19 protein-coding genes and 1 tRNA gene are annotated in these 21,774 nt (G+C 68.9%); 10 read left to right on the top strand and 10 right to left on the bottom strand.

From position 1 onward, the window contains the following. Positions 1-7: 7 nt before the first annotated feature. The 4 genes from truA to pobA form a co-directional block, all read right to left on the bottom strand. On the bottom strand, positions 8-790 hold the full coding sequence (truA, locus tag ACJ4V0_RS12895) for a tRNA pseudouridine(38-40) synthase TruA (RefSeq protein ID WP_448299976.1): 783 nt from the start codon (positions 788-790) through the stop codon (positions 8-10). Continuing rightward, positions 790-1,722: a methionyl-tRNA formyltransferase gene (gene fmt / locus ACJ4V0_RS12890; RefSeq protein ID WP_448299975.1), complete on the bottom strand. Its 933-nt coding sequence runs from the start codon at positions 1,720-1,722 to the stop codon at positions 790-792. The genes truA and fmt overlap by 1 nt, the downstream gene beginning before the upstream one ends. Next, positions 1,719-2,237, bottom strand: coding sequence for a peptide deformylase (gene def / locus ACJ4V0_RS12885; protein ID WP_448299974.1), 519 nt, complete (start codon positions 2,235-2,237; stop codon positions 1,719-1,721). The genes fmt and def overlap by 4 nt, the downstream gene beginning before the upstream one ends. Before the next feature lie 93 nt (positions 2,238-2,330). After that, the gene (gene pobA, locus ACJ4V0_RS12880) at positions 2,331-3,506 is read right to left on the bottom strand and encodes a 4-hydroxybenzoate 3-monooxygenase (protein ID WP_448299973.1); all 1,176 of its coding nucleotides are present in this window, start codon (positions 3,504-3,506) and stop codon (positions 2,331-2,333) included. Between the two features lie 212 nt (positions 3,507-3,718). Here pobA and ACJ4V0_RS12875 point away from each other — a divergent pair, with 212 nt between their 5' ends. From ACJ4V0_RS12875 to ACJ4V0_RS12865, 3 genes are all read left to right on the top strand, one after another. Continuing rightward, on the top strand, positions 3,719-4,690 hold the full coding sequence (locus tag ACJ4V0_RS12875) for a TAXI family TRAP transporter solute-binding subunit (RefSeq protein WP_448300034.1): 972 nt from the start codon (positions 3,719-3,721) through the stop codon (positions 4,688-4,690). A gap of 99 nt (positions 4,691-4,789) precedes the next feature. After that, positions 4,790-6,964 carry a TRAP transporter permease gene (locus tag ACJ4V0_RS12870; protein WP_448299972.1) on the top strand — a complete coding sequence of 725 codons (2,175 nt, stop codon included), beginning with the start codon at positions 4,790-4,792 and terminating at the stop codon, positions 6,962-6,964. A 65-nt stretch (positions 6,965-7,029) separates the two neighbouring features. Beyond that, the gene (locus ACJ4V0_RS12865) at positions 7,030-7,524 is read left to right on the top strand and encodes an MgtC/SapB family protein (protein ID WP_448299971.1); all 495 of its coding nucleotides are present in this window, start codon (positions 7,030-7,032) and stop codon (positions 7,522-7,524) included. A 9-nt stretch (positions 7,525-7,533) separates the two neighbouring features. On the opposite strand, the gene ACJ4V0_RS12860 is transcribed toward ACJ4V0_RS12865, so the two are convergent. Further along, positions 7,534-7,607, bottom strand: a tRNA-Gly gene (locus ACJ4V0_RS12860). A gap of 368 nt (positions 7,608-7,975) precedes the next feature. Here ACJ4V0_RS12860 and hrpB point away from each other — a divergent pair. Continuing rightward, positions 7,976-10,435 carry an ATP-dependent helicase HrpB gene (gene hrpB / locus ACJ4V0_RS12855; protein WP_448299970.1) on the top strand — a complete coding sequence of 820 codons (2,460 nt, stop codon included), beginning with the start codon at positions 7,976-7,978 and terminating at the stop codon, positions 10,433-10,435. A 252-nt stretch (positions 10,436-10,687) separates the two neighbouring features. Here hrpB and ACJ4V0_RS12850 read toward each other — a convergent pair whose 3' ends face one another. Beyond that, positions 10,688-11,668: a quinone oxidoreductase family protein gene (locus ACJ4V0_RS12850; protein ID WP_448299969.1), complete on the bottom strand. Its 981-nt coding sequence runs from the start codon at positions 11,666-11,668 to the stop codon at positions 10,688-10,690. Positions 11,669-11,730: 62 nt separating this feature from the next. Here ACJ4V0_RS12850 and ACJ4V0_RS12845 point away from each other — a divergent pair, with 62 nt between their 5' ends. The 4 genes from ACJ4V0_RS12845 to secB all read left to right on the top strand — a co-directional run bounded on the left by ACJ4V0_RS12845 (position 11,731) and on the right by secB (position 14,946). Next, positions 11,731-12,726 (top strand): hydroxymethylglutaryl-CoA lyase, encoded by a 996-nt coding sequence (locus tag ACJ4V0_RS12845; RefSeq protein ID WP_448299968.1) that lies wholly within the window; start codon positions 11,731-11,733, stop codon positions 12,724-12,726. 3 nt (positions 12,727-12,729) lie between these two features. Beyond that, on the top strand, positions 12,730-13,707 hold the full coding sequence (locus ACJ4V0_RS12840; RefSeq protein WP_448299967.1) for a threonine dehydratase: 978 nt from the start codon (positions 12,730-12,732) through the stop codon (positions 13,705-13,707). Positions 13,708-13,887: 180 nt separating this feature from the next. Next, positions 13,888-14,352 carry an FxsA family protein gene (locus tag ACJ4V0_RS12835; protein WP_448299966.1) on the top strand — a complete coding sequence of 155 codons (465 nt, stop codon included), beginning with the start codon at positions 13,888-13,890 and terminating at the stop codon, positions 14,350-14,352. Positions 14,353-14,460: 108 nt separating this feature from the next. Next, on the top strand, positions 14,461-14,946 hold the full coding sequence (secB, locus tag ACJ4V0_RS12830) for a protein-export chaperone SecB (protein ID WP_448299965.1): 486 nt from the start codon (positions 14,461-14,463) through the stop codon (positions 14,944-14,946). A 102-nt stretch (positions 14,947-15,048) separates the two neighbouring features. On the opposite strand, the gene dnaJ is transcribed toward secB, so the two are convergent. Next, positions 15,049-16,182: a molecular chaperone DnaJ gene (gene dnaJ / locus ACJ4V0_RS12825; RefSeq protein ID WP_448299964.1), complete on the bottom strand. Its 1,134-nt coding sequence runs from the start codon at positions 16,180-16,182 to the stop codon at positions 15,049-15,051. A gap of 79 nt (positions 16,183-16,261) precedes the next feature. Further along, positions 16,262-18,160, bottom strand: a complete 1,899-nt coding sequence (gene dnaK, locus ACJ4V0_RS12820) for a molecular chaperone DnaK (protein WP_448299963.1) — start codon at positions 18,158-18,160, stop codon at positions 16,262-16,264. A gap of 384 nt (positions 18,161-18,544) precedes the next feature. On the opposite strand from dnaK, the gene ACJ4V0_RS12815 reads away from it, so the two are divergent. Together ACJ4V0_RS12815 and ACJ4V0_RS12810 are read left to right on the top strand one after the other, a co-directional pair. Then, positions 18,545-19,441, top strand: a complete 897-nt coding sequence (locus tag ACJ4V0_RS12815) for a hypothetical protein (RefSeq protein ID WP_448299962.1) — start codon at positions 18,545-18,547, stop codon at positions 19,439-19,441. Next, entirely contained in the window at positions 19,438-20,058 is a 621-nt protein-coding gene (locus ACJ4V0_RS12810; RefSeq protein WP_448299961.1) for an alpha-ketoglutarate-dependent dioxygenase AlkB family protein, read from the top strand. The genes ACJ4V0_RS12815 and ACJ4V0_RS12810 overlap by 4 nt, the downstream gene beginning before the upstream one ends. A gap of 66 nt (positions 20,059-20,124) precedes the next feature. On the opposite strand, the gene ACJ4V0_RS12805 is transcribed toward ACJ4V0_RS12810, so the two are convergent. Then, the gene (locus ACJ4V0_RS12805) at positions 20,125-20,505 is read right to left on the bottom strand and encodes a VOC family protein (protein WP_448299960.1); all 381 of its coding nucleotides are present in this window, start codon (positions 20,503-20,505) and stop codon (positions 20,125-20,127) included. A 101-nt stretch (positions 20,506-20,606) separates the two neighbouring features. Continuing rightward, positions 20,607-21,704 carry a heat-inducible transcriptional repressor HrcA gene (gene hrcA / locus ACJ4V0_RS12800; RefSeq protein ID WP_448299959.1) on the bottom strand — a complete coding sequence of 366 codons (1,098 nt, stop codon included), beginning with the start codon at positions 21,702-21,704 and terminating at the stop codon, positions 20,607-20,609. Positions 21,705-21,774: the final 70 nt, after the last annotated feature.

Genomic DNA, 21,774 nt, shown 5'->3' with positions numbered 1-21,774 from the left:
GGCGGCTTCATGTCTCCGGCGTATCGGCCAGAGGCTGCCAGTGGGCGGGATAGTCGACCTGGGTCAGGTAGAGCGCATGCGCCGGTCCCACCATGCCACAGGCCTTGCGGTCGCGGGCGGCGAGCGCATCGCGCACGTCGTCGGCGGACCACAGCCCCTCGCCGGTGAGCTTCACCGTGCCGACCATGGAGCGCACCTGGTTGTGCAGGAAGGAGCGGGCATCCAGCCGGCATTCGATACCGGACGCCGTGCGGATGATGTCGAAGCGGTCGAGGTTCTTCACCGGCGACTTGGCCTGGCATTCGGTGGAGCGGAATGTGGTGAAGTCGTGCCGACCGATGAGGACGTTCGCCGCCTCCTGCATGAGCGCGACGTCGAGCGGCTTCGGCGACCACCAGGCGCGTTCGCGCTCCAGCGTCAGCGGCGGGCGGCGGTCGATGATGCGGTAGAGGTAGTGGCGGCGGACAGCGGAGAACCGGGCGTCGAACTCGTCCGGCATCTTCTCGGCGGCGACGACGGCGATGGCCTCGTCCTTGAGGTAGCGATTGGTGGCGTCGCGCACGACCCGATTCGGCCAGTCGCGCGCAAGATCCACATGGGCAACCTGCCCCGTCGCATGGACGCCGGCATCGGTGCGGCCGGCGCCCGCCACCGTCACCGTCTCGCCGCAGAACGCGGCGATGGCGCGGACAAGCTCGCCCTGCACCGACTTGCCGTAGCTTGCGGCCTGCATCTGCCATCCAAGATAGGGCCCGCCGTCATATTCGATGGTCAGCTTGTAGCGGGGCACTAGCCGAAAACCGCGCCGGGCCCGACCTTCGCGCCGTTGAGGAAATCGATGGCCTTCATGGCCTTCGCGCCGGCGCGCTGCACCTCGACGAGGCGCACGGCCCCCTCGCCACAGGCCACCGTCATGTCAGTGTCGAGCAGCGTGCCCGGCGCGCCGATGCCGGCGGCGAGCGTCGTGCGCAGCGCCTTCACCCGTTCCGGTCCCTTGCCGAGGTCGGCCTCGAACCAGGCACCGGGAAAGGGCGAGAGGCCGCGCACCTTGTTGTGGACTTCGCGCGCCGGGCGCGACCAGTCGATGCGCGCCTCCGCCTTGTCGATCTTGGCGGCGTAGGTGACGCCCTCAGCCGCCTGGGGCACGAAGGCGAGCGATCCGCGGTCGAGGGCGGCGAGCGCCCGCACCATCAGGTCGGCGCCGAGGGTCGCCATGCGGTCGTGCAGGTCTTGCGCCGTCATGTCGGGGCCGATGACGATCTTCTCGACCATGGCCACGGGGCCGGTATCGAGGCCCTCGTCCATCTGCATCACCATGACCCCGGTCTCGGCATCGCCCGCCATGATGGCGCGCTGGATGGGCGCCGCACCGCGCCAGCGGGGCAGCAGCGAGCCGTGCAGGTTGAGGCAGCCGAGGGCGGGGGCGTCCAGCACCGGCTTCGGCAGGATCAGGCCGTATGCGACGACCACGGCGACATCGGCGCCGAGCGAGGCAAAGTCGCGTTGCGCCTGTTCCTCGCGCAGGGTGCGCGGCGTGAAGACCGGGATGCCGAAGCGATCGGCCAGGCGATGTACCGGCGTCTTCTGCTCATCCATGCCGCGGCCGGCCGGCTTCGGCGCGCGCGTATAGACCGCGACGACCTCGTGGCCCTGGCCGATGATCTCGGAGAGGGTGGGCACGGCGAAATCCGGCGTGCCCATGAAGACGACGCGCAGGCTCACGCCAAGGCCTCGCGCTTCGCCGCCTTGGTGAACTTCTTCATCACGCGCTCGCGCTTCAGGCGCGACAGGTAATCGATGAAGAGAACGCCGTTGAGGTGATCCACCTCGTGCTGGACGCAGGTCGCCATCAGGCCCTCGCAGTCGAGCTCCTGCGGCTTGCCGTCGAGGTCGAGATAGCGGACGCGGCACGTGGCCGGGCGCTCCACCTCCTCGTAGTATTCGGGGATGGACAGGCAGCCTTCCTCATAGACGGAGACCTCGTCCGAGTGCCAGACGATCTCCGGGTTGATGAGGACGACCGGCTTCTTCGGCTCTTCCTTGCGCGCAAGGTCGATGGTGATCACGCGCCGCGGCTCGGCGATCTGGATGGCGGCAAGGCCGATGCCGGGCGCCTCGTACATGGTCTCCAGCATGTCGTCGGCGAGCCTGCGCACCCGGCTGTCGACGGCGGCGACCGGCTCGGAGATGAGCTTCAGCCGCGGATCGGGAATGACGATGATCTCGCGCAGGGCCATGGAATGGGTCTTGGATCGGTGAGCCGGATTTGCGCCTGAGTTAAGCGTCCCCGGCTGCGGGGTCAATGTTCCCGCCTGTCCGCAGGTGGCTGGTCAGTGCGGCAGGCCGACATAGTTCTCCGCCAGCGAGGTCATGGCCGCCTGCGAGGAGACGAGATAGGCGAGGTCCGCCTCCTGGATCCTTTGGTCGAAGGCCGTCGCGTCGGGAAACCGGTGCAGCATGGTGGTCATCCACCAGGAGAAGCGCACCGCCTTCCAGATGCGGGCGAGGGCGCGGGCGGAATAGCCTTCGAGGCCATGGGGCGACTTCTCCCGATAGTGCTCGATCAGCCCCTCGGAGAGATAGCGCACGTCGCTCATCGCGAGGTTGAGGCCCTTGGCGCCGGTCGGCGGCACGATGTGGGCGGCATCGCCGACGAGAAACATCCGGCCGAAGCGCAGCGGCTCGGCGACAAAGCTGCGCAGCGGCGCGACGGACTTCTCGAAGGACGGGCCGGTGACCATGGCTTCTGCGGTCGGCACGTCGACGCGGCGGCGGATCTCGTCCCAGAAGCGGTCGTCGGGCCAGTCTTCGACCCGGTCGTCGATCGGGCACTGGACGTAGTAGCGGCTGCGGGTCGCCGAACGCATGGTGCAGAGGGCGAAGCCGCGGGGGGAGTTGGCGTAGATGAGCTCGTGGTCGACGGGCGGCACCTCGGCGAGGATGCCGAGCCAGCCGAAGGGATAGACGCGCTCGTAGGTCGCGATGGAGCCCGCGGGGACGCTGGCGCGCGAGACGCCGTGATAGCCGTCGCAGCCGGCGATGAAGTCGCAGGCGATCTCGTGGGTGACGCCGTCCTTCGCATAGGTCACGCGCGGGTTCGGCCCGTCGAAATCGTACGGCGTGACGTCCTGCGCCTCATAGACGGTCGTGGCCCCCAGCGTGGCGCGGGCATCCATCAGGTCCTTGGTGACCTCCGTCTGGCCGTAGATGGTGACCAGCTTGCCGCCCGACAGGCCGGAGAGATCGATGCGGTGCCGCTCGCCGTCGAAGGCGAGCGCCATGCCGCGGTGGACGAGGCCCTCGCGGTCGAGCCGGCCCGACAGACCGTTCTCGCGCAGGAGGTCGACCGAGCCCTGCTCGAGAAGGCCGGCGCGGACGCGGGCCAGCACATAGTCCTGGCTGCGGTTTTCCAGGATCACGGCCTCGATGCCGGCGCGGTGGAGGATGTGCCCGAGCATGAGGCCGGACGGCCCCGAGCCGATGATGACGACCTGTACCCGCTTCATGCGTTCCTCCGCTCGCGCTCTCACCGACGCCTTGCGACCATGCCGCCATGGCCCGCGCCGCCGGGCAAGCACTTTTGTCAACGCATGGCCGGCTCGTCCCCAGAACGGGCGCCTGCCGCTGGCTTCCCTGCCGGCAATGTGATCACATGCGCGCTTTCCGGACGGCCCTCGCGCTGGCGGATACGCAGTTCAAGACGAGTGGAGACAACACCATGACCATCGACCGCAGGCAGTTCACGGCACTGGCGGGTGCTACCGGCCTCGCCTCCCTGCTGGCGCCCGGCGCGGCTCTCGCCCAGGCCAAGCAGTTCTTCCGCATCGGCACCGGTGGCACGGCGGGCACCTACTATCCGATCGGCGGCCTCATCGCGAACGCCATCTCGGGCGCGACGGTCGATGCCTCGGCGGTGGCCACCAACGGCTCGGTCGCCAACGTCAACGGCATCGTCGGCGGCGCCATGGAATCGGGCTTCAGCCAGTCAGACGTCGCCAGCTGGGCCTATTCCGGCACCGGCGTCTACCAGGGCCGCCCGAAGGTGGAGATCCTGCGCGCCATCGCCAATCTCTATCCGGAATCCCTGCATGTCGTGGTCAAGAAGGGCCTCAACATCCGCTCGATCGCCGACCTGAAGGGCAAGCGCATCTCGATCGACGAGCCGGGCTCGGGCTCGATCATCAACGCCAAGGCGATCCTCGCCGGCTACGGCATCCGCGACGGCGAGTATCGCGCCGAGAACCTGAAGCCCGGCCCCTCGGCCGAGAAGCTGAAGGACGGCGGTCTCGACGCCTTCTTCATGACGACCGGCTGGCCGACAGCGGCGCTGACGGAACTCGCCACCACGACGGGCATCGAGCTGCTGCCGATCGAGGGTGAGCCGGCGAAGAAGATCATGGCCGAGTTCAAGTTCTTCGCCGAGGACGCGATCCCGGACAACGCCTACAAGGACGTCAAGGGCGTCAAGACGCTCGCCGTCGGCGCCCAGTGGGTGACCTCGACCAAGATGAGCGCCGACCTCGTCTATGAAGTCACCAAGGCGCTGTGGAGCGACAAGACGCGCGCCCTGCTCGATGCCGGCCATGCCAAGGGCAAGGCGATCCGCAAGGAGACCGCGCTCCAGGGCCTCGGCATCCCGCTGCATGACGGCGCCGCCCGCTTCTACAAGGAAGCCGGCCTGCTGCGCTGACACCGATGGCCTCAAGGCCTTGACCACGATGGGCCGCGCGGTTACCGCGCGGCCTTCGCATTCCTGACGGCACGATCCCCCCGAAACCGCGAGACGGCTATGAAGACCGAGGCGATGGACCCGAACGCCCTCCAGAAGCTGGAGGAGGAGTTCGATTCGGAGGTGCGCTTCCGGCCGCTGCTGCCGATGACAGCCTGGATCGTGGCGGGTCTGCTCTTCACCCTCTCCGTCTTCCACTACTACACCGCCGGTTTCGGCCTGCTGCGCGAGGCGACCCATCGCGGCATCCACATGGCCTTCGTGCTGGGGCTTATCTTCCTCGTCTTCCCGCTGCTGAAGCGCGACCACAAGACCCCGCCGCAGGCCGGCGTGCTGGCTCCCGGCGGCATCGCCATCTACGACTGGCTGATGGCGGCCGGCGCGGTGGTGGCCAGCCTCTACATGCCGTGGATCTACGACGATCTCGCCTTCCGGGTCGGCAATCCCGAGCCCCTGGACGTTATTATGGCGTCGATCGCCATCATCGTGCTGCTGGAGGCGACGCGCCGCAGCGTCGGCTGGCCGCTGCCGATCATCGCCGTCACGCTGATGGTCTATGCGATGTACGGGCAGTCGCTCCCCGGCATCCTCGCCCACCCCGGCAACACGTGGAGTTCGGTGGTCAACCACCTTTACCTCACCAGCAACGGCATCTACGGCATCGCGCTCGGCGTCGTGGCGACCTACGTCTTCCACTACGTGCTCTTCGGCGTGCTGGCGACGCGCATCGGCCTCGGCCGGCTGTTCATCGACCTCGCCACCGCGCTCGCCGGCCGTTATGCCGGCGGCCCCGCCAAGGTCTCGATCTTCGGCTCGGCCATGTTCGGCATGATCTCGGGGTCGTCGATCGCCAACACCGTCACCGTCGGCTCGCTCACCATTCCGGCCATGATGCGCCTCGGCTATCCGCGCCACATGGCCGCCGCGATCGAATCCACCGCCTCCACCGGTGGCCAGATCACGCCGCCGATCATGGGGGCGGCCGCCTTCCTGATGATCGAGTTCCTCAACCTGCCCTACCAGTCCATCGTGCTGGCGGCGCTCATCCCGGCCTCCATGCACTTCTTCGGCGTGTTCTGGCAGGTGCATTTCGAGGCGAAGAAGAACGGCCTGAAGGGCCTGCCCGTCGCCGACCTGCCGAAGGCGGGCGAGGTCATCGCCCGCGACTGGCCGGCGGCCATTCCGCTCGTCGTCCTGCTCATGGTGCTGTTCTCCGGCTTCACACCCTATCTCGCCGCCTTCTGGGGCATCACCGCCTGCGTGCTGGTCGGCTTCACCAGGCGCAACCCCGTCGTCGCCGTCGGCTTTCTTGCGGTGATGATCGCGGCGGTCTCGGCAAGCCTGCTCTCGGAGGGCTGGGCGACGGTCGCCATCGTGATCGGCGTCGCCGCCGTCTGCGCCGCCTTCGCCCTGCGCGATCCCGAGGGCAAGTTCCTCACCGCCGACATGACCGACGCCTTCGTGGTCGGCGCCAAATACGCCATCGCGGTGGGCGCCGCGGCGGCCACCGTCGGCATCATCGTCGGCGTCGTGACGCTGACCGGTGTCGGCTTCAAGATCTCCAACATCGTGACGAGCTTCGCGGCCCAACTCGCTGGCATCGTCGGCTCGGTCCTGCCGGCCTGGGCTTTCGACGCCAAGGGCATGACGCTGTTCTTCACGCTGGTGATGACGGCGATCGTCTGCATCCTGCTCGGCACCGGCGTGCCGACGACGGCGAACTACATCATCATGGTGACGGTGGCCGCGCCCTCGCTGGCCCTGCTCGGCGTCGAGCCCATCGTCGCGCACTTCTTCGTCTTCTATTACGGCGTGCTCGCCGACATCACGCCACCGGTGGCGCTTGCCGCCTATGCGGCGGCCAGCATGGCGGGGGCCGATCCGTTCAAGACCGGCAACACGGCCTTCCGCCTCGGTCTCGCCAAGGCGCTGGTGCCCTTCGTCTTCGTCTATGGGCCAGCGCTGCTCATCGTCACCAAGGGCTTTACCTGGTGGGATTTCGCCACGACGGCGGCCACCTGCGCGCTCGGCGTCTTCATCCTGGCGGCGGCGCTCACCGGCTATGCGCTCGCCCCGATGGCGCGCTGGCAGCGCCTGTCGCTGGGGCTCTCGGGTCTGCTGCTGATGGCGCCGAACCTCACGGCCAGCCTCGTGGGCATCGCCATCGCACTGCCCGCAGCGGTCGCGCAGGTGGCGGCGGGACGCGCGGAGAAGGCTGCAGAGGCGGGCGGCTGAGACCCGCAAGGGGGGAACTGTGTCCGAGCGTGCCGCGTTACCGGCGGGATTCCCGGAGACCCTCCATGCTCGACCTGCTGATGGCCACGCTGCGGGCCGATCTGCTGCCGCATCTGACGGCGCTGACGATCGCCTATGTGCTGGTCCTGCCCATCGGCTGGGATCGTGAGAAGGAAGATCGCAGCGCCGGTCTGAGGACCTTTCCGCTTGTCGCTATTGCCTGCTGCGGCTTCGTGCAGGCGGCGGAGGCGAAATACGGCGCGCATCCAGACGCCATGGGCAAAATCGTCGAGGGCCTCATCACCGGCATCGGCTTCATCGGCGGCGGCGCCATCCTCAAGCAGGGCGCCTCGGTGAAGGGCACGGCAACAGCCGCCAGCCTCTGGGCGACGGGCGCCATCGGCACGGCCGTCGGCCTCGGCGCCTACGGCGTCGCGGCGATGATCGCGGTGTTCACGGTGGTCACGCTGAAATGGTTGACGCCGCTGAAGCCGGAGGTGAGGAACGATGGCGAGGCTGCGCTACCCGACAGGAACGACGCGACGACCGTTCAACGATGAAGGGAGAGCTGGAGCGGGTGAAGGGAATCGAACCCTCGTATGCAGCTTGGGAAGCTGCCGTTCTACCATTGAACTACACCCGCTGAGGGTCGGGACCATAGCCAAAGCACCCCGGGTTCTGCAAGCCGCATCGGCTGCGCGGCACCTCCCCTGAACATGAGAACGGCCCGCGGCGGCGCCCGCGGGCCGTTCCATGGGGGCGGCCATGAGGAGCATTGGGGACTGGCCGCCCCGCCGCCCGGCGGCGCCGCTCTTGGATGGCGGCAGCCGTGATCCGGACGGGTCCTGTGCCAGGATGCGTCCACATCCCGGCGGGCGCGCCGCCGTCCCATTCCGGAACATCCGTCGGCCCTTGCCGGAGACATCGCAAGGCGGAGGCCCGGACGCGGGTTTCGTGCCATTCCAACCTGTCCCGCTTGCGGACGCGGTGAAGGAACCGTAAACGCCCGGCGTGTCCCTTTCCGCCCTCCCCATCGACGAGGCCCTGCCGGCCCTGAAAGCCGCTCTCGCGGCCTCGCCGCGCGCTGTGCTGGTGGCGCCTCCCGGCGCCGGCAAGTCGACGCGCGTACCGCTGGTGCTGATGGACGAGTCCTGGAGCGGGACGGGCAAGATCCTCGTCCTCGAGCCGCGCCGCATCGCCGCCCGCGCCGTCGCCGACCGCATGGCGAGGACGCTGGGCGAGGACGTGGGTGGGCGTGTCGGCCTGCGCGTCCGTTTCGGCTCGAAGGTGTCGGCCCGCACCCGCGTCGAGGTCGTCACCGAAGGCATCTTTACGCGCATGATCCTTGATGATCCCGCGCTGACCGGCGTTGCGGCCGTGCTCTTCGACGAGTTCCACGAGCGAAGCCTCGACGCCGATCTCGGCCTCGCCCTCGCGCTGGACACTCAGGGCGCCTTGCGGGAGGACCTGCGCATCCTCGTCATGTCGGCGACGCTCGACGGCGCGCGTGTCGCGAAGCTCCTTGCCGACGCGCCGGTCGTCGAGAGCGCAGGCCGGGCATTTCCGGTGACAACGCGCCATGTCGGCCGCGATCCGAGCGCGCGGCTTGAGGACGAGGTGGCGCGGGTGGTGCGGCGGGCACTTGCCGAGGAGACCGGCTCGGCGCTCGTCTTCCTCCCCGGCGCGGCCGAGATCCGCCGCACCGCCGACCTTCTCGCCGCCACGGTGAAGGACCCGGCCGTCGATATCGTCCAGCTCTTCGGCGCACTCGACCGGGCCGAGCAGGACCGCGCCATCGAACCGGCGCCGCCGGGCCGCCGCAAGGTGGTTCTGGCGACCGCCATCGCCGAGACCTCGCTGACCATCGAGGGGGTGCGCGTCGTGGTCGATTCCGGGCTCGCCCGCGTCCCGCGCTTCGAGCCCGATCTCGGCCTGACGCGCCTCGAGACCGTGCGCGTCTCCCGCGCCGCCGCCGACCAGCGCCGCGGCCGCGCCGGACGAACCGAGCCCGGCATCTGCTACCGGCTGTGGGACGAGGCGCAGGAGGGCGCCTTCCCGGCCTATGCGACGCCGGAAATTCTTGCGGCCGATCTCTCGTCGCTCATGCTCGACTGCGCCGCCTGGGGGGTCACCGATCCGGCGAGCCTCGCCTTCCTCGACCCGCCGCCGAAGCCGGCGCTCACCGAGGCGCGCGCCATGCTCGAAAGCCTCGGTGCGCTCGATGCCGACGGCCGCATCACCGGCGAGGGCAAGCTGCTGCGCGGCCTGCCGCTCAGTCCGCGCCTTGCGCGCATGGTGGTGGACGCCGCCCGCCGCGGCGAGGGGCGGCTCGCCGCCGACCTCGCGCTGCTGGTGTCAGAAAGAGGCCTTGGCGGCGACGACATCCATCTCGGCCACCGGCTCGACCGCTTCCGGTCGGATCGCTCGCGCCGGGCCGAGGATGCGCGGCGTATGGCAGGCGGCTGGCTGCGCGAGGTGAAGTCGGCGGCCGACATCGGCTCGGGGCCGGAGCGGGCGGGAGCCGTGCTGGCGCTGGCCTTCCCCGACCGCATCGCCCGCGCCCGCGGCAAGGATGGCGATTTTGTTCTCGCCAATGGCCGTGGCGGCTCCGTCGATCCGGCCTCGCCGCTGGCGCGCGAGACCTTCCTCGCCGTGGCAGAGATCGGCGGCGTTGCGGCGCGGGCGCGCATCCTGTCCGCTGCGCCCATCAGCCTCGCCGAGATCGAGGAGGGGTTTGCAACCCGAATCGAGACGCGCGAGGAGGTGACCTTCGACAGGACGGCGGCGGCGCTGAGGGCGCGGCGCTCGCGCCGCATCGGCTTGGTGAGCCTTGGCGAGCAGACGCTGGCCGTTCCCGCGGATGAGGCCAGCGCGAAGGCGCTTGCCGAGGGCATTGCGCAGCTTGGTATCCACCGCCTGCCGTGGACGAAGGCGCAACTCGCGCTTCGCCACCGAGTCTCCTTCCTGCGGCGGGTGGACGAGAGCTTTCCGGACCTCTCCGATCAGGCCCTCGCCGCGACGGCCGTCGACTGGCTGGCGCCCCACATCGTGGGACGGACGGCGCTGTCGCAGGTCGGCGGCGATGATCTCGGCAATGCTCTCGACCAACTGGTGCCGTGGGACGTGAAGCGGCGGATCGAGGCGGACCTGCCGAGCCATTTCGACGCCCCGTCAGGCCAGCGCCACCCCATCACTTATGAGGGCGAGGAGCCGGTCCTGTCGATCCGCGTGCAGGAGCTGTTCGGCCTCGCTGTGCATCCGAGCGTGGCGCGGGGCAAGATCCCGCTGGTGGTGGAACTGCTGTCGCCGGCGCACCGGCCGGTGCAGGTGACGCGCGACCTCCCCGGGTTCTGGAAGGGGTCTTACCAGGCGGTGAAGTCGGAGATGAAGGGTCGCTATCCCCGCCACCCCTGGCCCGACGATCCCGCCGCCGCCTCGGCGACGCATCGCGCCAAGCCGCGGGGGACGTGAGTTGCATCGGCGAATTGCGTCCTTCTAGGCTCGCTTCGCTCGCACCTCAGGATGAGGATGGGTGTGCGTTGCATCCGCGTCGGCTGAAACAGCACGATCGCGCTTCCAAAGCCCATGTGCCAGTCACAATCCCCCTCATCCTGAGGTGCGAGCGAAGCGAGAGGCGAACGCATCTCGCGTCCGCTCGATGCTATGGCGAGCCTCGAAGGACGCACTTCGATCGGTGCAGGGCTTCGCTTCTGACCCCCGCCGTCAGGGCGTGATGAGGATCGCTCCTGTCGTCGCCCGCGCCTCCGCCACCCGATGGGCCTCCGCGATTGCTTCCAGCCGGAACCGCGCGCCGATGTCGACGGCCACGTGGCCCGCCGCGATGGCGGCGAAGAGCTCGGCGGCGTTCTCGCGAAACACGCCCGGGTCGGCATTGTGCGGAAAGACCGAGGGGCGCGTCAGGAAGAGACAGCCCTTCTTGATGAGCAGCTCCGGATTGATGTCAGGGGCCGGACCCGATGCCGCGCCGTAGCAGACCATGAGGCCGAAGGGCTGGATGCAGTCGAGCGACTTCAGGAAGGTATCCTTGCCCACCGCGTCATAGACGACACGCGCCTTGCGGCCGCCGGTCGCGGCGAGAACGGCGTCCGGCCAGTCGGGCTGGCGGTAGTCGATGGCGTGATCGGCGCCGATGCGCTTCGCCAGGGCGCATTTCTCCGGGCCGCCTGCCGTGGCGATCACCTCGGCGCCGAGCGCCTTGCCCCAGCGCACGAGGATCTGGCCGACGCCCCCCGCGGCCGAATGGACGAGGATGAGGTCGCCGGGGGCGACGCGGTGCGTCTTGCGCAGCAGATACTGCGCCGTCAGGCCCTTGAAGATGAGGGTGGCCGCCGCCTCGTCGCTGACGCTGTCCGGAAGTCGCACCAGCCTCTCGGCAAGCACGTTGCGGCGGTCGGCATAGGCGCCGATGCCGGCATTGATATAGGCGACGCGGTCGCCGGGCCTCAAGGCGCCGACGCCCGGCCCGACGGCCTCCACCACGCCCGCCGCCTCGTGGCCGAGACCGGTCGGGGTCGGCAGAGGATAGGTGCCGCGGCGCTGGTAGACGTCGATGAAGTTGAAGCCGACGGCGGTCTGGCGCATCTGCACCTCGCCGGGACCGGGCGGCGGCAGTTCGAGGGTCTCGATCCCCATCACCTCCGGCTCGCCGAAGGCATGAAGCTGGACTGCGCGTGCCGTGGCCATGGATGCGGTTATCCTCGTGTCGTTCCGTTCTTGCCGCCGGTGGCGGAGTGCGAAGCTATGCCATGGCGCGGGACCTGCCGCCATCCGGCCGTCTTGCCATGGTTCCCGTCATTGCCGACAACTGCCGGCCGGAGGATGCCATGACCGACACGCCGCGTTCCGTTGAGATCATCGAGGTTGCCCCGCGCGACGGGCTGCAGAACGAGAAGGTCATGGTCTCGACCGAGGACAAGATCTCGCTCGTCGAGCGCTCCTTCGCCGCCGGCTTCCGCCATGTCGAGGCGGTGTCCTTCGCCAATCCGAAGCGCGTGCCGCAGATGGCCGACGCCGAAGCCGTCATGGCCGGCCTCGCCCCGCGCTATGCCGATCGCAACCTGATCGGCCTTGCGCTCAACGCCCGCGGCGCCGACCGCGCCGTGGCGGCGAAGTGCACGCAGATCAACTATGTCGTCGTCGCCTCCGAGACCTTCGCCAACCGCAACCAGAACGCCTCGGTGGCCGATCTGGTGAACGGCACGCGGGAGGTCGCGGCCATCGCACGCGCCGCCGGACTGCCCATGTCCATCTCGCTCGCCACCTCCTTCGGCTGCCCCTTCGACGGCGAGGTTCCGGTCGAACGGGTCATGGCCATCGTCGAGGAACTCCTGAAGAGCGACCCCTTCGACATCGGCTTCGCCGACACGATCGGCTGTGCCGTGCCGCCGCAGGTCACCGAGATGCTGCGGCGGGCGAGGGCGCTGTCCTCTACCGTCAAGTGGCGCTGCCATTTCCACGACACCCGCAACACCGGCATCGCCAACTCCATCGCGGCGGTGGAGGCGGGCGTCGACTTCCTCGACGCCTCCACCGGCGGCGTCGGCGGCTGTCCCTTCGCACCCGCCGCCACCGGCAATGTCGCGACCGAGGACCTCGTCTATGTCTTCAACCGCATGGGCATCCGGACCGGGCTCGACATCGACACGCTGCTCGACACCTCGCGCTGGCTGTCCGGCGTGCTCGGCAAGCCGCTGCCCTCGGCTCTCGGCCGGGCCGGCGTCTTCCCGGCGCGGGCGGCCTGACCCATGACCCCTTTCACCCTCGACGACCTCCACGCCGCCCACGCCGTCGTGCTTGCGGCCATGCCGCCGACGCCGGCCTTCGCCTGGCCGCTCTTGGCGGAACGCTTCGGCCTCCCCGTCGTCGTCAAGCACGAGAACCACACGCCCATCGGCGCCTTCAAGGTGCGTGGAGGGCTCGTCTATGTCGATCGCCTGAAGCGCGAGCGCCCTGAAGTGAAGGGCATCGTCTCGGCAACGCGCGGCAATCATGGCCAGAGCCTCGCCTTCGCCGCCCGTCGCGCCGGGCTGCCGGTTGTCATCGTCGTGCCGCACGGCAATTCGGTCGAGAAAAACGCCGCCATGCGGGCCTTCGACGCGGAGATCATCGAGCATGGCCGCGACTTCGACGAGGCGCGCCAGAGGGCCGCGGAGATCGCCGCCGAGCGCGGCTACGAATTCGCCGCCTCGTTCCAGCGCGATCTCGTCATGGGCGTCGGCACCTATGCGCTTGAGCTCTTCACCGCCCATCCCGACCTCGATGTGGTCTATGTGCCGATCGGCCTTGGCTCGGGCATCTGCGGCGTCATCTCGGCGCGCGATCTCCTTGGCCTGAAGACCGAGGTGGTCGCCGTGGTGGCCGAGAACGCGCCGGCCTATGCGCGCTCGCTGGCGGTCGGTCATGTGGTGGAGACCAACACGGCTGCGAGCTTCGCCGACGGCATGGCGGTGCGCATTCCCAATGCCGAAGCTCTGGCGATGATCGCGAAGGGAGTGGCGCGCTGCGTCGAGGTCTCCGAGGACGAGATCGCGGAGGCCATCCGCATCTACTGGACCGACACCCACAATGCGGCGGAGGGCGCGGGCGCCGCTGCCCTTGCGGCGTTGGCGAAGGACGCGGCCTCGCTCACCGGGCGCACGGCCGGCGTCATCCTCTCCGGCCACAACCTCGACATGGGGGTGATGGGCGAGGTGCTGGCGGGCCGCACGCCTCCGGCGAGCTGAGGCTTTGCCAGGGATGTCCCACCCTTACCCTCTCCCCGCGCAGCGAGGGGAGGGTAAGGGTGGGGCATTCCAGCCGTTCCGCTGCCGAACGCCTACTGGGCGCCCCAAGAAGTTCTGCGACGGGTCGGCATCTTGCGGCCGGCGGCGGGAAGGGCCAGCTATGGCGGCGGAGGATTTGAGATGATCCAATTGCGCTGGCTCGTGCTCGGCCTGATCGCGCTGCCGTTCCTAGAATTCGCGACGTTCTTCTTCGTCGCGGGCAAGATCGGCTTCTTCGGCGCACTGTTCGGTGTCGTCGCCACATCCTTCCTCGGCATCATGCTGCTCAAGGGTGGGGCGAGCCTCCTGTTCTCGCAGGTGATGCGCTCCGGCGGCGTCGTTCTGGTGAGCGGTGACGCGGCGCGCAGCGGCCTGCTGACGGCCTTCGCCGGCCTGCTCCTCGCCATTCCCGGCTTCGTCACGGACGTCATCGCGCTGGTGCTGCTCGTGCCGGCCCTCATGGGGCTGTTCGCCGGCGGCGGCGTCACGACGACGGGGCAGCGGCCAACGCCCCCCGGCGTCGTCGACCTCGAGCCCGAGGACTGGCGCGAGGAGCGTCGTCCCCCGCCCGCCGATCCGCGGCTCCGGCCCCCTGGCCAGGGCTGATCCGGCACCCCTCCGCCTTGCCCCTCCGCGCCGTGCGTGCTAGCGAGCGCGCCACGCCATGACTGCCACCCGAAGCCGCCCCGTCTGCGGCGCCACCGGAGACTTTCGATGAACCCGAACGGCGATACCGCCCTCGAAGCGGCCCCGCAGCTGAACGTGCTGGCGCAGTATGTGCGCGACTTCTCCTTCGAGAACCGCAACGCGCCCCGCTCGCTGATGCCGCAGAGCGACCAGCCGGCGATCAATATCCAGATCAACGTCAACGCCAATCCGATGAGCGAGCAGGAGTTCCAGATCGAGCTCACCATCGAGGGCGACGCCAAGACCAAGGAGATGACGCTCTTCAAGTTCGAACTCGTCTATGGCGGCATCTTCCGCATCGCCAACGTGCCGCAGGAGGCCGTGCATCCGATCGTGCTGATCGAGTGCCCGCGCCTGATCTTCCCCTTCGCCCGCCAGATCATCGCCAACGCGACCCGCGACGGCGGCTTCCCGCCGCTCTATCTGGACCCGGTCGACTTCGCCGCGCTCTATCGCCAGCGCATGGCCGAGACCGGCGGAACGCTTCCGGGCGGCGCGGGCCTGACGCAGTAAGCGGCAGCCGCCGAGACACACGAAAGCCGGGCACTGGGCCCGGCTTTTTTGTTGGCAACGGTTGATGGCGGTGGCGAGGGATGCGCCGACCCGCGGCCGGGATCAGCCTTCCTTCGCCAGCCCGTCCCAAAAGGCCTTGGCCTTGGCGAAGAAGCCGGCCGTCTCCGGCTGGGTGTCCTTCGAGCTCTCCTTCTCGAACTCGGCAAGCAGCTCCTTCTGGCGCCTGGTCAGCGCGCGGGGCGTTTCCACGTCGACCTGCACGTAGAGATCGCCGACCGCCTTGGAGCGCAGAACGGGCATGCCCTTGCCGGAGAGGCGGAAGCGCTTGCCGGACTGGGTGCCCTCGGGAACCTTCACCTGCGCCCGGCCACCGTCGATGGTCGGCACCTCGAAGGCGCCGCCCAGCGCCGCCGTGACCATGGAGACCGGGGCGCGGCAGTAGAGGTCCTGACCGTCGCGCTGGAAGAAGGCGTGCGGCTGGATCGAGAGGAAGATGTAGAGGTCGCCGGAGGGGCCGCCACGGAAGCCGGCTTCGCCCTCGTTGGCAAGCCGGATGCGGGTGCCGTCCTCGACGCCGGCGGGGATGTTCACCGAGAGCACGCGCTCCTTGGTGATGCGGCCGGAGCCCGTGCAGTTGGCGCAGGGGTCCTCGATGACCTGGCCGCGGCCCTGGCAGGTGGGGCAGGTGCGCTCCACCGAGAAGAAGCCCTGCGAGGCGCGCACGCGGCCGTGGCCGCCGCAGGTGCCGCAGGTCTTTGGCTTGGAGCCCGGCTTGGCGCCGGTGCCGGAACAGGCCTCGCAGGAGACCGTGGTTGGAATCCGCAACTGGGCGGCCTTGCCGGTGAAGGCCTCCTCCAGCGTGATGTCCATGTTGTAGCGCAGGTCCGCGCCGCGCTCGCGGCCGCCGGCCCCGCGCCGCCGGCCGCCCATGCCGAACAGCTCCTCGAAGATGTCCGACATGGAGGAGGCGAAGTCGCCGCCGAAGCCGGGATGGCCGCCTCCGCCGCCATTCTCGAAGGCCTGGTGGCCGAAGCGGTCGTAGGCGGCGCGCTTCTGCCCGTCGGACAGCACCTGATAGGCCTCGTTCAGCTCCTTGAACTGGGCCTCGGCCTCGGCGTTGTCGGGGTTGCGGTCGGGGTGATACTGCATCGCCTTCTTGCGGAAGGCGGATTTCAGCGCCGCATCGTCGGCGTCGCGGCCGACGCCCAGTGTCTCGTAATAGTCGCGCTTGGACATCGACAGTCGCTTTAGCCCCTCGTCAAGCGAAGGCCCCCGGATCGGTGTCCGGGGGCTCGATGAAAAGGCCGGTCAGGCCTTACGCGCTCTTCTTCTTGTCGTCCTTCACTTCCGTGAAGTCGGCATCGACGACGTCGTCCTTCTTCGGCTCGGCGCCTTCGGCGCCGGCCTCGTCCTGCTGGGCCGCATACATGGCCTCGCCGAGCTTCATGGAGGCCTGCGCCAGGGCGTTGGTCTTCTCCTTGAGGCTCTCGACGTCCTCGGCCTTCACCGCTTCCTTCACGGCCGCCAGCGCGTCCTCGATGGCCTTGCGGTCACCTTCGGCGACCTTGGAGCCATGTTCGGCGAGAGCCTTCTCGGTCGAGTGAACGAGGCCGTCGGCCTGGTTCTTCGCCTCGGCGAGTTCCTTGCGCTGCTTGTCCTCGGCAGCGTGGGCCTCGGCGTCCTTCACCATCTTCTCGATGTCGGCGTCGGAGAGGCCACCGGAGGCCTGGATGCGGATCTGCTGCTCCTTGCCGGTGCCCTTGTCCTTGGCCTGGACGTTGACGATGCCGTTGGCGTCGATGTCGAAGGTGACCTCGATCTGCGGCACGCCGCGGGGAGCCGGCGGGATGCCCATCAGGTCGAACTGACCGAGCATCTTGTTGTCGGCCGCCATCTCGCGCTCGCCCTGGAAGACCCGGATCGTCACCGCGTTCTGGTTGTCGTCGGCGGTGGAGAAGACCTGGCTCTTCTTGGTCGGGATCGTGGTGTTGCGGTCGATGAGGCGCGTGAACACGCCGCCCAGCGTCTCGATCCCGAGCGACAGCGGGGTCACGTCAAGGAGGAGAACGTCCTTCACGTCGCCCTGCAGAACGCCGGCCTGGATGGCGGCGCCGATGGCGACGACCTCGTCCGGGTTGACGCCCTTGTGCGGCTCCTTGCCGAAGAACTGCTTCACGACCTCCTGCACCTTCGGCATGCGGGTCATGCCGCCGACGAGAACGACCTCGTCGATCTGGCCCGCCGAGATGCCGGCATCCTTCAGAGCCTTCTTGCAGGGCTCCATGGTGCGCTGGATGAGATCATCGACCAGCGCCTCGAACTTGGCGCGGGTGAGCTTCAACTGCAGGTGCTTCGGACCGGAGGCGTCGGCCGTGATGAAGGGCAGGTTGATCTCGGTCTGCGTCGAGGACGACAGCTCGATCTTGGCCTTCTCGGCGGCTTCCTTCAGGCGCTGCAGGGCGAGCTTGTCCTTGCGCAGGTCGATGCCCTGTTCCTTCTGGAACTCGGCCGCCAGGTAGTCGACGAGGCGCATGTCGAAGTCCTCGCCGCCGAGGAACGTGTCGCCGTTGGTCGACTTCACCTCGAAGACGCCGTCGCCGATCTCGAGGATCGACACGTCGAACGTGCCGCCGCCGAGGTCATAGACCGCGATCGTGCCGGTGGTCTTCTTGTCGAGGCCATAGGCGAGAGCGGCCGCCGTCGGCTCGTTGATGATGCGAAGCACCTCGAGGCCGGCGATCTTGCCGGCGTCCTTGGTGGCCTGACGCTGGGCGTCGTTGAAATAGGCGGGAACCGTGATGACGGCCTGATCGACGGTCTGGCCGAGATAGGCCTCCGCCGTCTCCTTCATCTTCATCAGCGTGAAGGCGGAAATCTGCGAGGGCGAATAGGTCTTGCCCTCCACCTCGACCCAGGCGTCGCCGTTGCCGGCGCGGGCGATCTTGTAGGGGACGAGCTTCTGGTCCTTGGTGACCGTCGGATCGTCGAAGCGGCGGCCGATGAGGCGCTTCACCGCGAAGATGGTGCGCTCGGGGTTCGTCACAGCCTGGCGCTTGGCCGGCTGGCCGACGAGGCGCTCCTCGTCGGTGAAGGCGACGATGGACGGCGTCGTGTTGGCGCCTTCCGAATTGATGATGACTTTCGGCGTGGTGCCTTCCATGACCGCCACGCAGGAATTCGTCGTTCCGAGGTCGATACCGATGACCTTGCCCATGGTCTTCTCCTTCTCAAGCGGGTCGGCCGGGCCCGAAGCACCCGTGACGCTGACAGTCCATGGACGGAGAGGGATTTCCGCCCGGACCACCTGCGCCGACCCCTTCGTCAAGCTGGGGTTTGCAAGCTGGTGTTGGCATGGCGGGAAACCGCAAGAGCTTGCCGCTTTCCGCCGGTTGCGCCGGATATAGGGGGGGCGTCATGGCGCCGCAAGCGCCACCGTCACATCGGTGTGAAGGAATCGCGCCTCCAGAGCCCGGCCGACGCGTCGCGTCAGGTGCGTCCCTGGCGCAACATGAGACGGCGAAGCGCAGAAGATGATCACGGACGGGTGACCGTCACTCCCGGCCGGGTTATGTGTCGCATTCACATTCCTGGATGATTCATGCCGCGTCGCGCCGCCCTGCTCTTGTCCCTCGTCCTTGCCGCCTCCGGTGGCGGGCAGGCGCTCGCGCAGTTGCAGCTTCCCGGCGCGGTAGCCCCGACCCCGCAGGGAGCGACGGCCCCGGGTCGTTCGACCGCACCGCGCGGGCCGGGCGACGCGTCCAATCCGCTGGTGCCGCGCACTGTTACGGGCCCGCCGCTCCGGCGCTGGGAAGAGGGGCTGCCGGGCCGGACGTTGCGCTTCCTCGGCCAGCATGGCTCGCTCGTCATCTCGCGCGCGGGGCCGCCGGCCCAGCCGACCTACACGATCGTCGCCCAGGGCGTGATCGGGCGGCGGGGCAACGATATCCGCAACATCTGCACGCCGAACCTCAATGGCGGCCAGCCGATCCCGCTCAAGCCGCTGGGACGGCCCGACGGCCTCGCCCGCTACGAGGCGACCTTTCCGGGCTGCACCATCACCCTCGACCTGATGGCCGATGCCGCCTTCGTCGCCGCGCCCGGCGGGGCCTGCACCTTCGACGACTGCGTCGTCGACCCGACCGGGCTGTGGGGTCCCAACGACCGCGAGATCACCTCGGACCGCGAGATCGAGCGGGCGCGCGGCGTCGCCGAGCGCAAGCTCAACGACGCCCGCCGCATTCTCCAGGCGCGGCTGCGCACCACCCCCGAGGGCCGCCAGTTCCTGCAGGAGCAGGCGGGCTTTCCGGCCAATCGCGAGCGGCTGTGCCGCAACTACGGCACCTCCGACATCGGCCCGGCCTTCTGCGCGCTGAAGTTCACCGAGGCGCGGGCCGAGAACCTCGCGGCACGGGTCGGGGGTCCGCCGTCCGATGCGCCGCCGGCACGCCGGCCGGCACGGCCGCGGCCGCAACCGGCGCCCGCGCCGCAGCAATGACGGCGGTGGCGGTGGTTCCAGGATGCACCTGGCATCCCGGCTATCTCGATCCCGCCGGCCAGCGCGATCTGGTCGAAACCCTGCGGAGCCTGATCGCCCGCGCGCCGCTGTTCCAGCCGGTCATGCCGCGTTCGGGCCGCCCGTTCTCTGTCCGCATGACCAATCTCGGCGCACTCGGCTGGGTGTCCGACAGGGCGGGCTATCGCTACCAGCCGCTGCATCCGGAGACCGGCGAGCCCTGGCCGGCCATTCCGGCCTCGATCTTGGCGATCTGGGAAGTGGTGGCAGGCTATCCGCACCTGCCCGAGGCCTGCCTCGTCAACTGGTATGGACCCGGCGCCCGCATGGGCCTGCACCAGGATCGCGACGAGGAGGATCTGGCTGCGCCGGTCGTCTCCATCTCGCTGGGCGAGACCGGGCTCTTCCGCATCGGCGGCACGGAGCGCGGCGGCAAGACCGCCTCGGTGAAGCTTGCTTCCGGGGACGTGCTGGTCTTTGGCGGCGCGGCGCGCCTGGCCCATCACGGCGTCGACCGGATCCTGCCGGGCACGAGCACGCTTCTGAAGGATGGCGGGCGCATCAACCTGACGCTGCGCCGGGTGACGACGCCGGAGTGAGCGCGCCTGACACAACAATGCCCGGCGCGAGGCCGGGCATTGCGTATCCATCGTTCGAGCGAAAGCTCAGCTCGTCGGCGCGCCGACCGGCTTCATCAGGCCGATCACGGCTCCGGCCGGATCCTCGATCACGGCGATGCGGCCGACATTGGGGATGTCCATCGCCGGCTGCAGGATCTGGCCGCCGGCGCTGGTCACCGCCATGACGGCGCGGTCGAGGTCGTCGACCTGCACATAGGCGAGCCAGCCCGGCTGCGATTCGGTGTCCTGCGGGTCCATCGGCATGATGCCGGCAGCCGGCGTGCCGTCCGGAGCCTTGGCGATCCAGTATTCACCGTCCGGCATCGGGAACGGATCGAAGGTCCACCCCAGGGTCTGGCCATAAAAGGCCTTCGTCCTGGCGATGTCGTTGGTCATCAGCTCGTTCCAGGTGAACCTGCCGCTCATGCGGGCTTCCTCCATCACTGCGCGCGGAGGGAGACTTCCCCACCGTCAACGGCACTCAAGCATGGTCCGATTGCAGCCCGGCGACAATGAGGCAGATCGGGTCAGGTAATGAGGCGGGAGAGAACCTTGGCCGTGTAGTCCACCATCGGCACGATGCGCGCATAGTTCAGGCGGGTCGGCCCGATGACGCCGAGGACGCCGACGATGCGGCGCTCGGCGTCGCGATAGGGCGCCACCACCATGGACGAGCCCGACAGCGAGAACAGCTTGTTCTCCGAGCCGATGAAGATGCGCACGCCTTCAGCGGTTTCGGCGCGGCCGAGCAGGTCGACGAGTTCGCGCTTCGATTCCAGATCATCGAACAGGAGGCGGATACGCTCCAGGTCCTCCATGGCCCTCAGATCGCCGAGCAGGTTCGCCTGGCCGCGCACGATGAGCTTGCGGTCGGACGGCTCGCCTCCCGACCACGAGGCGAACCCGGCCTCGACCAGCTTCTGGGTCAGGCCGTCCAGTTCGTTGTGGGCCTGCTCGAGGCTCTTCTGCATCTCGGTGCGCGCCTCGGCGAGCGTCCGGCCGCGGATGTGGGCGTTGAGGAAGTTGGAGGCCTCGACCAGCGCGGAGGGCGGCAGGCCCGCCGGGATGGGCACGAGACGGTTCTCGACCTGGCCGTCCTCGGAGACCAGCACGACGAGGGCGCGCTCCGGTTCGATGCGGACGAACTCGATGTGCTTGAGGCGGACGTTGCTCTTGGAGGTGAGAACGACGCCGGCGCCGCGCGACATGCCGGACAGAAGCTGGGTTGCGTCCGCCAGCACGGATTCGAACGAATGGTCGCGGGCGGAGGCGGCGACCTGCGCCTCGATGGCGTTGCGCTCGTCGGCGGCGAGATCGCCGAACTGCATCAGGGCGTCGACGAAGAAGCGCAGTCCCGTCTCGGTCGGCAGGCGTCCCGCCGAGGTGTGCGGCGCAAAGATGAGGCCGGCCTCCTCGAGATCCTGCATGACGTTGCGCACCGAGGCCGGCGACAGGGTCATCGGCAGGATCTTCGACAGGTTGCGCGACCCCACGGGCTCGCCGGTCGCCAGATAGCTCTCCACGATCTGGCGGAAGATCTCCCGCGAGCGCTCGTCGAGCTTGGCCAGCGCGGAGTTCGCGGCGGCGGACAGATGCGGGCTGGAACGCGGAACTTCGGCGGACAAGGGGCGACCTCCACGCCAAATCTGGTCGCTGGCGCGGCATTGTTCAAGCGCCATCTGCCGCATTGCAAAA

The organism is Phreatobacter aquiterrae (assembly GCF_053471285.1).
This window is presented reverse-complemented; position numbering and strand designations above follow the sequence as displayed.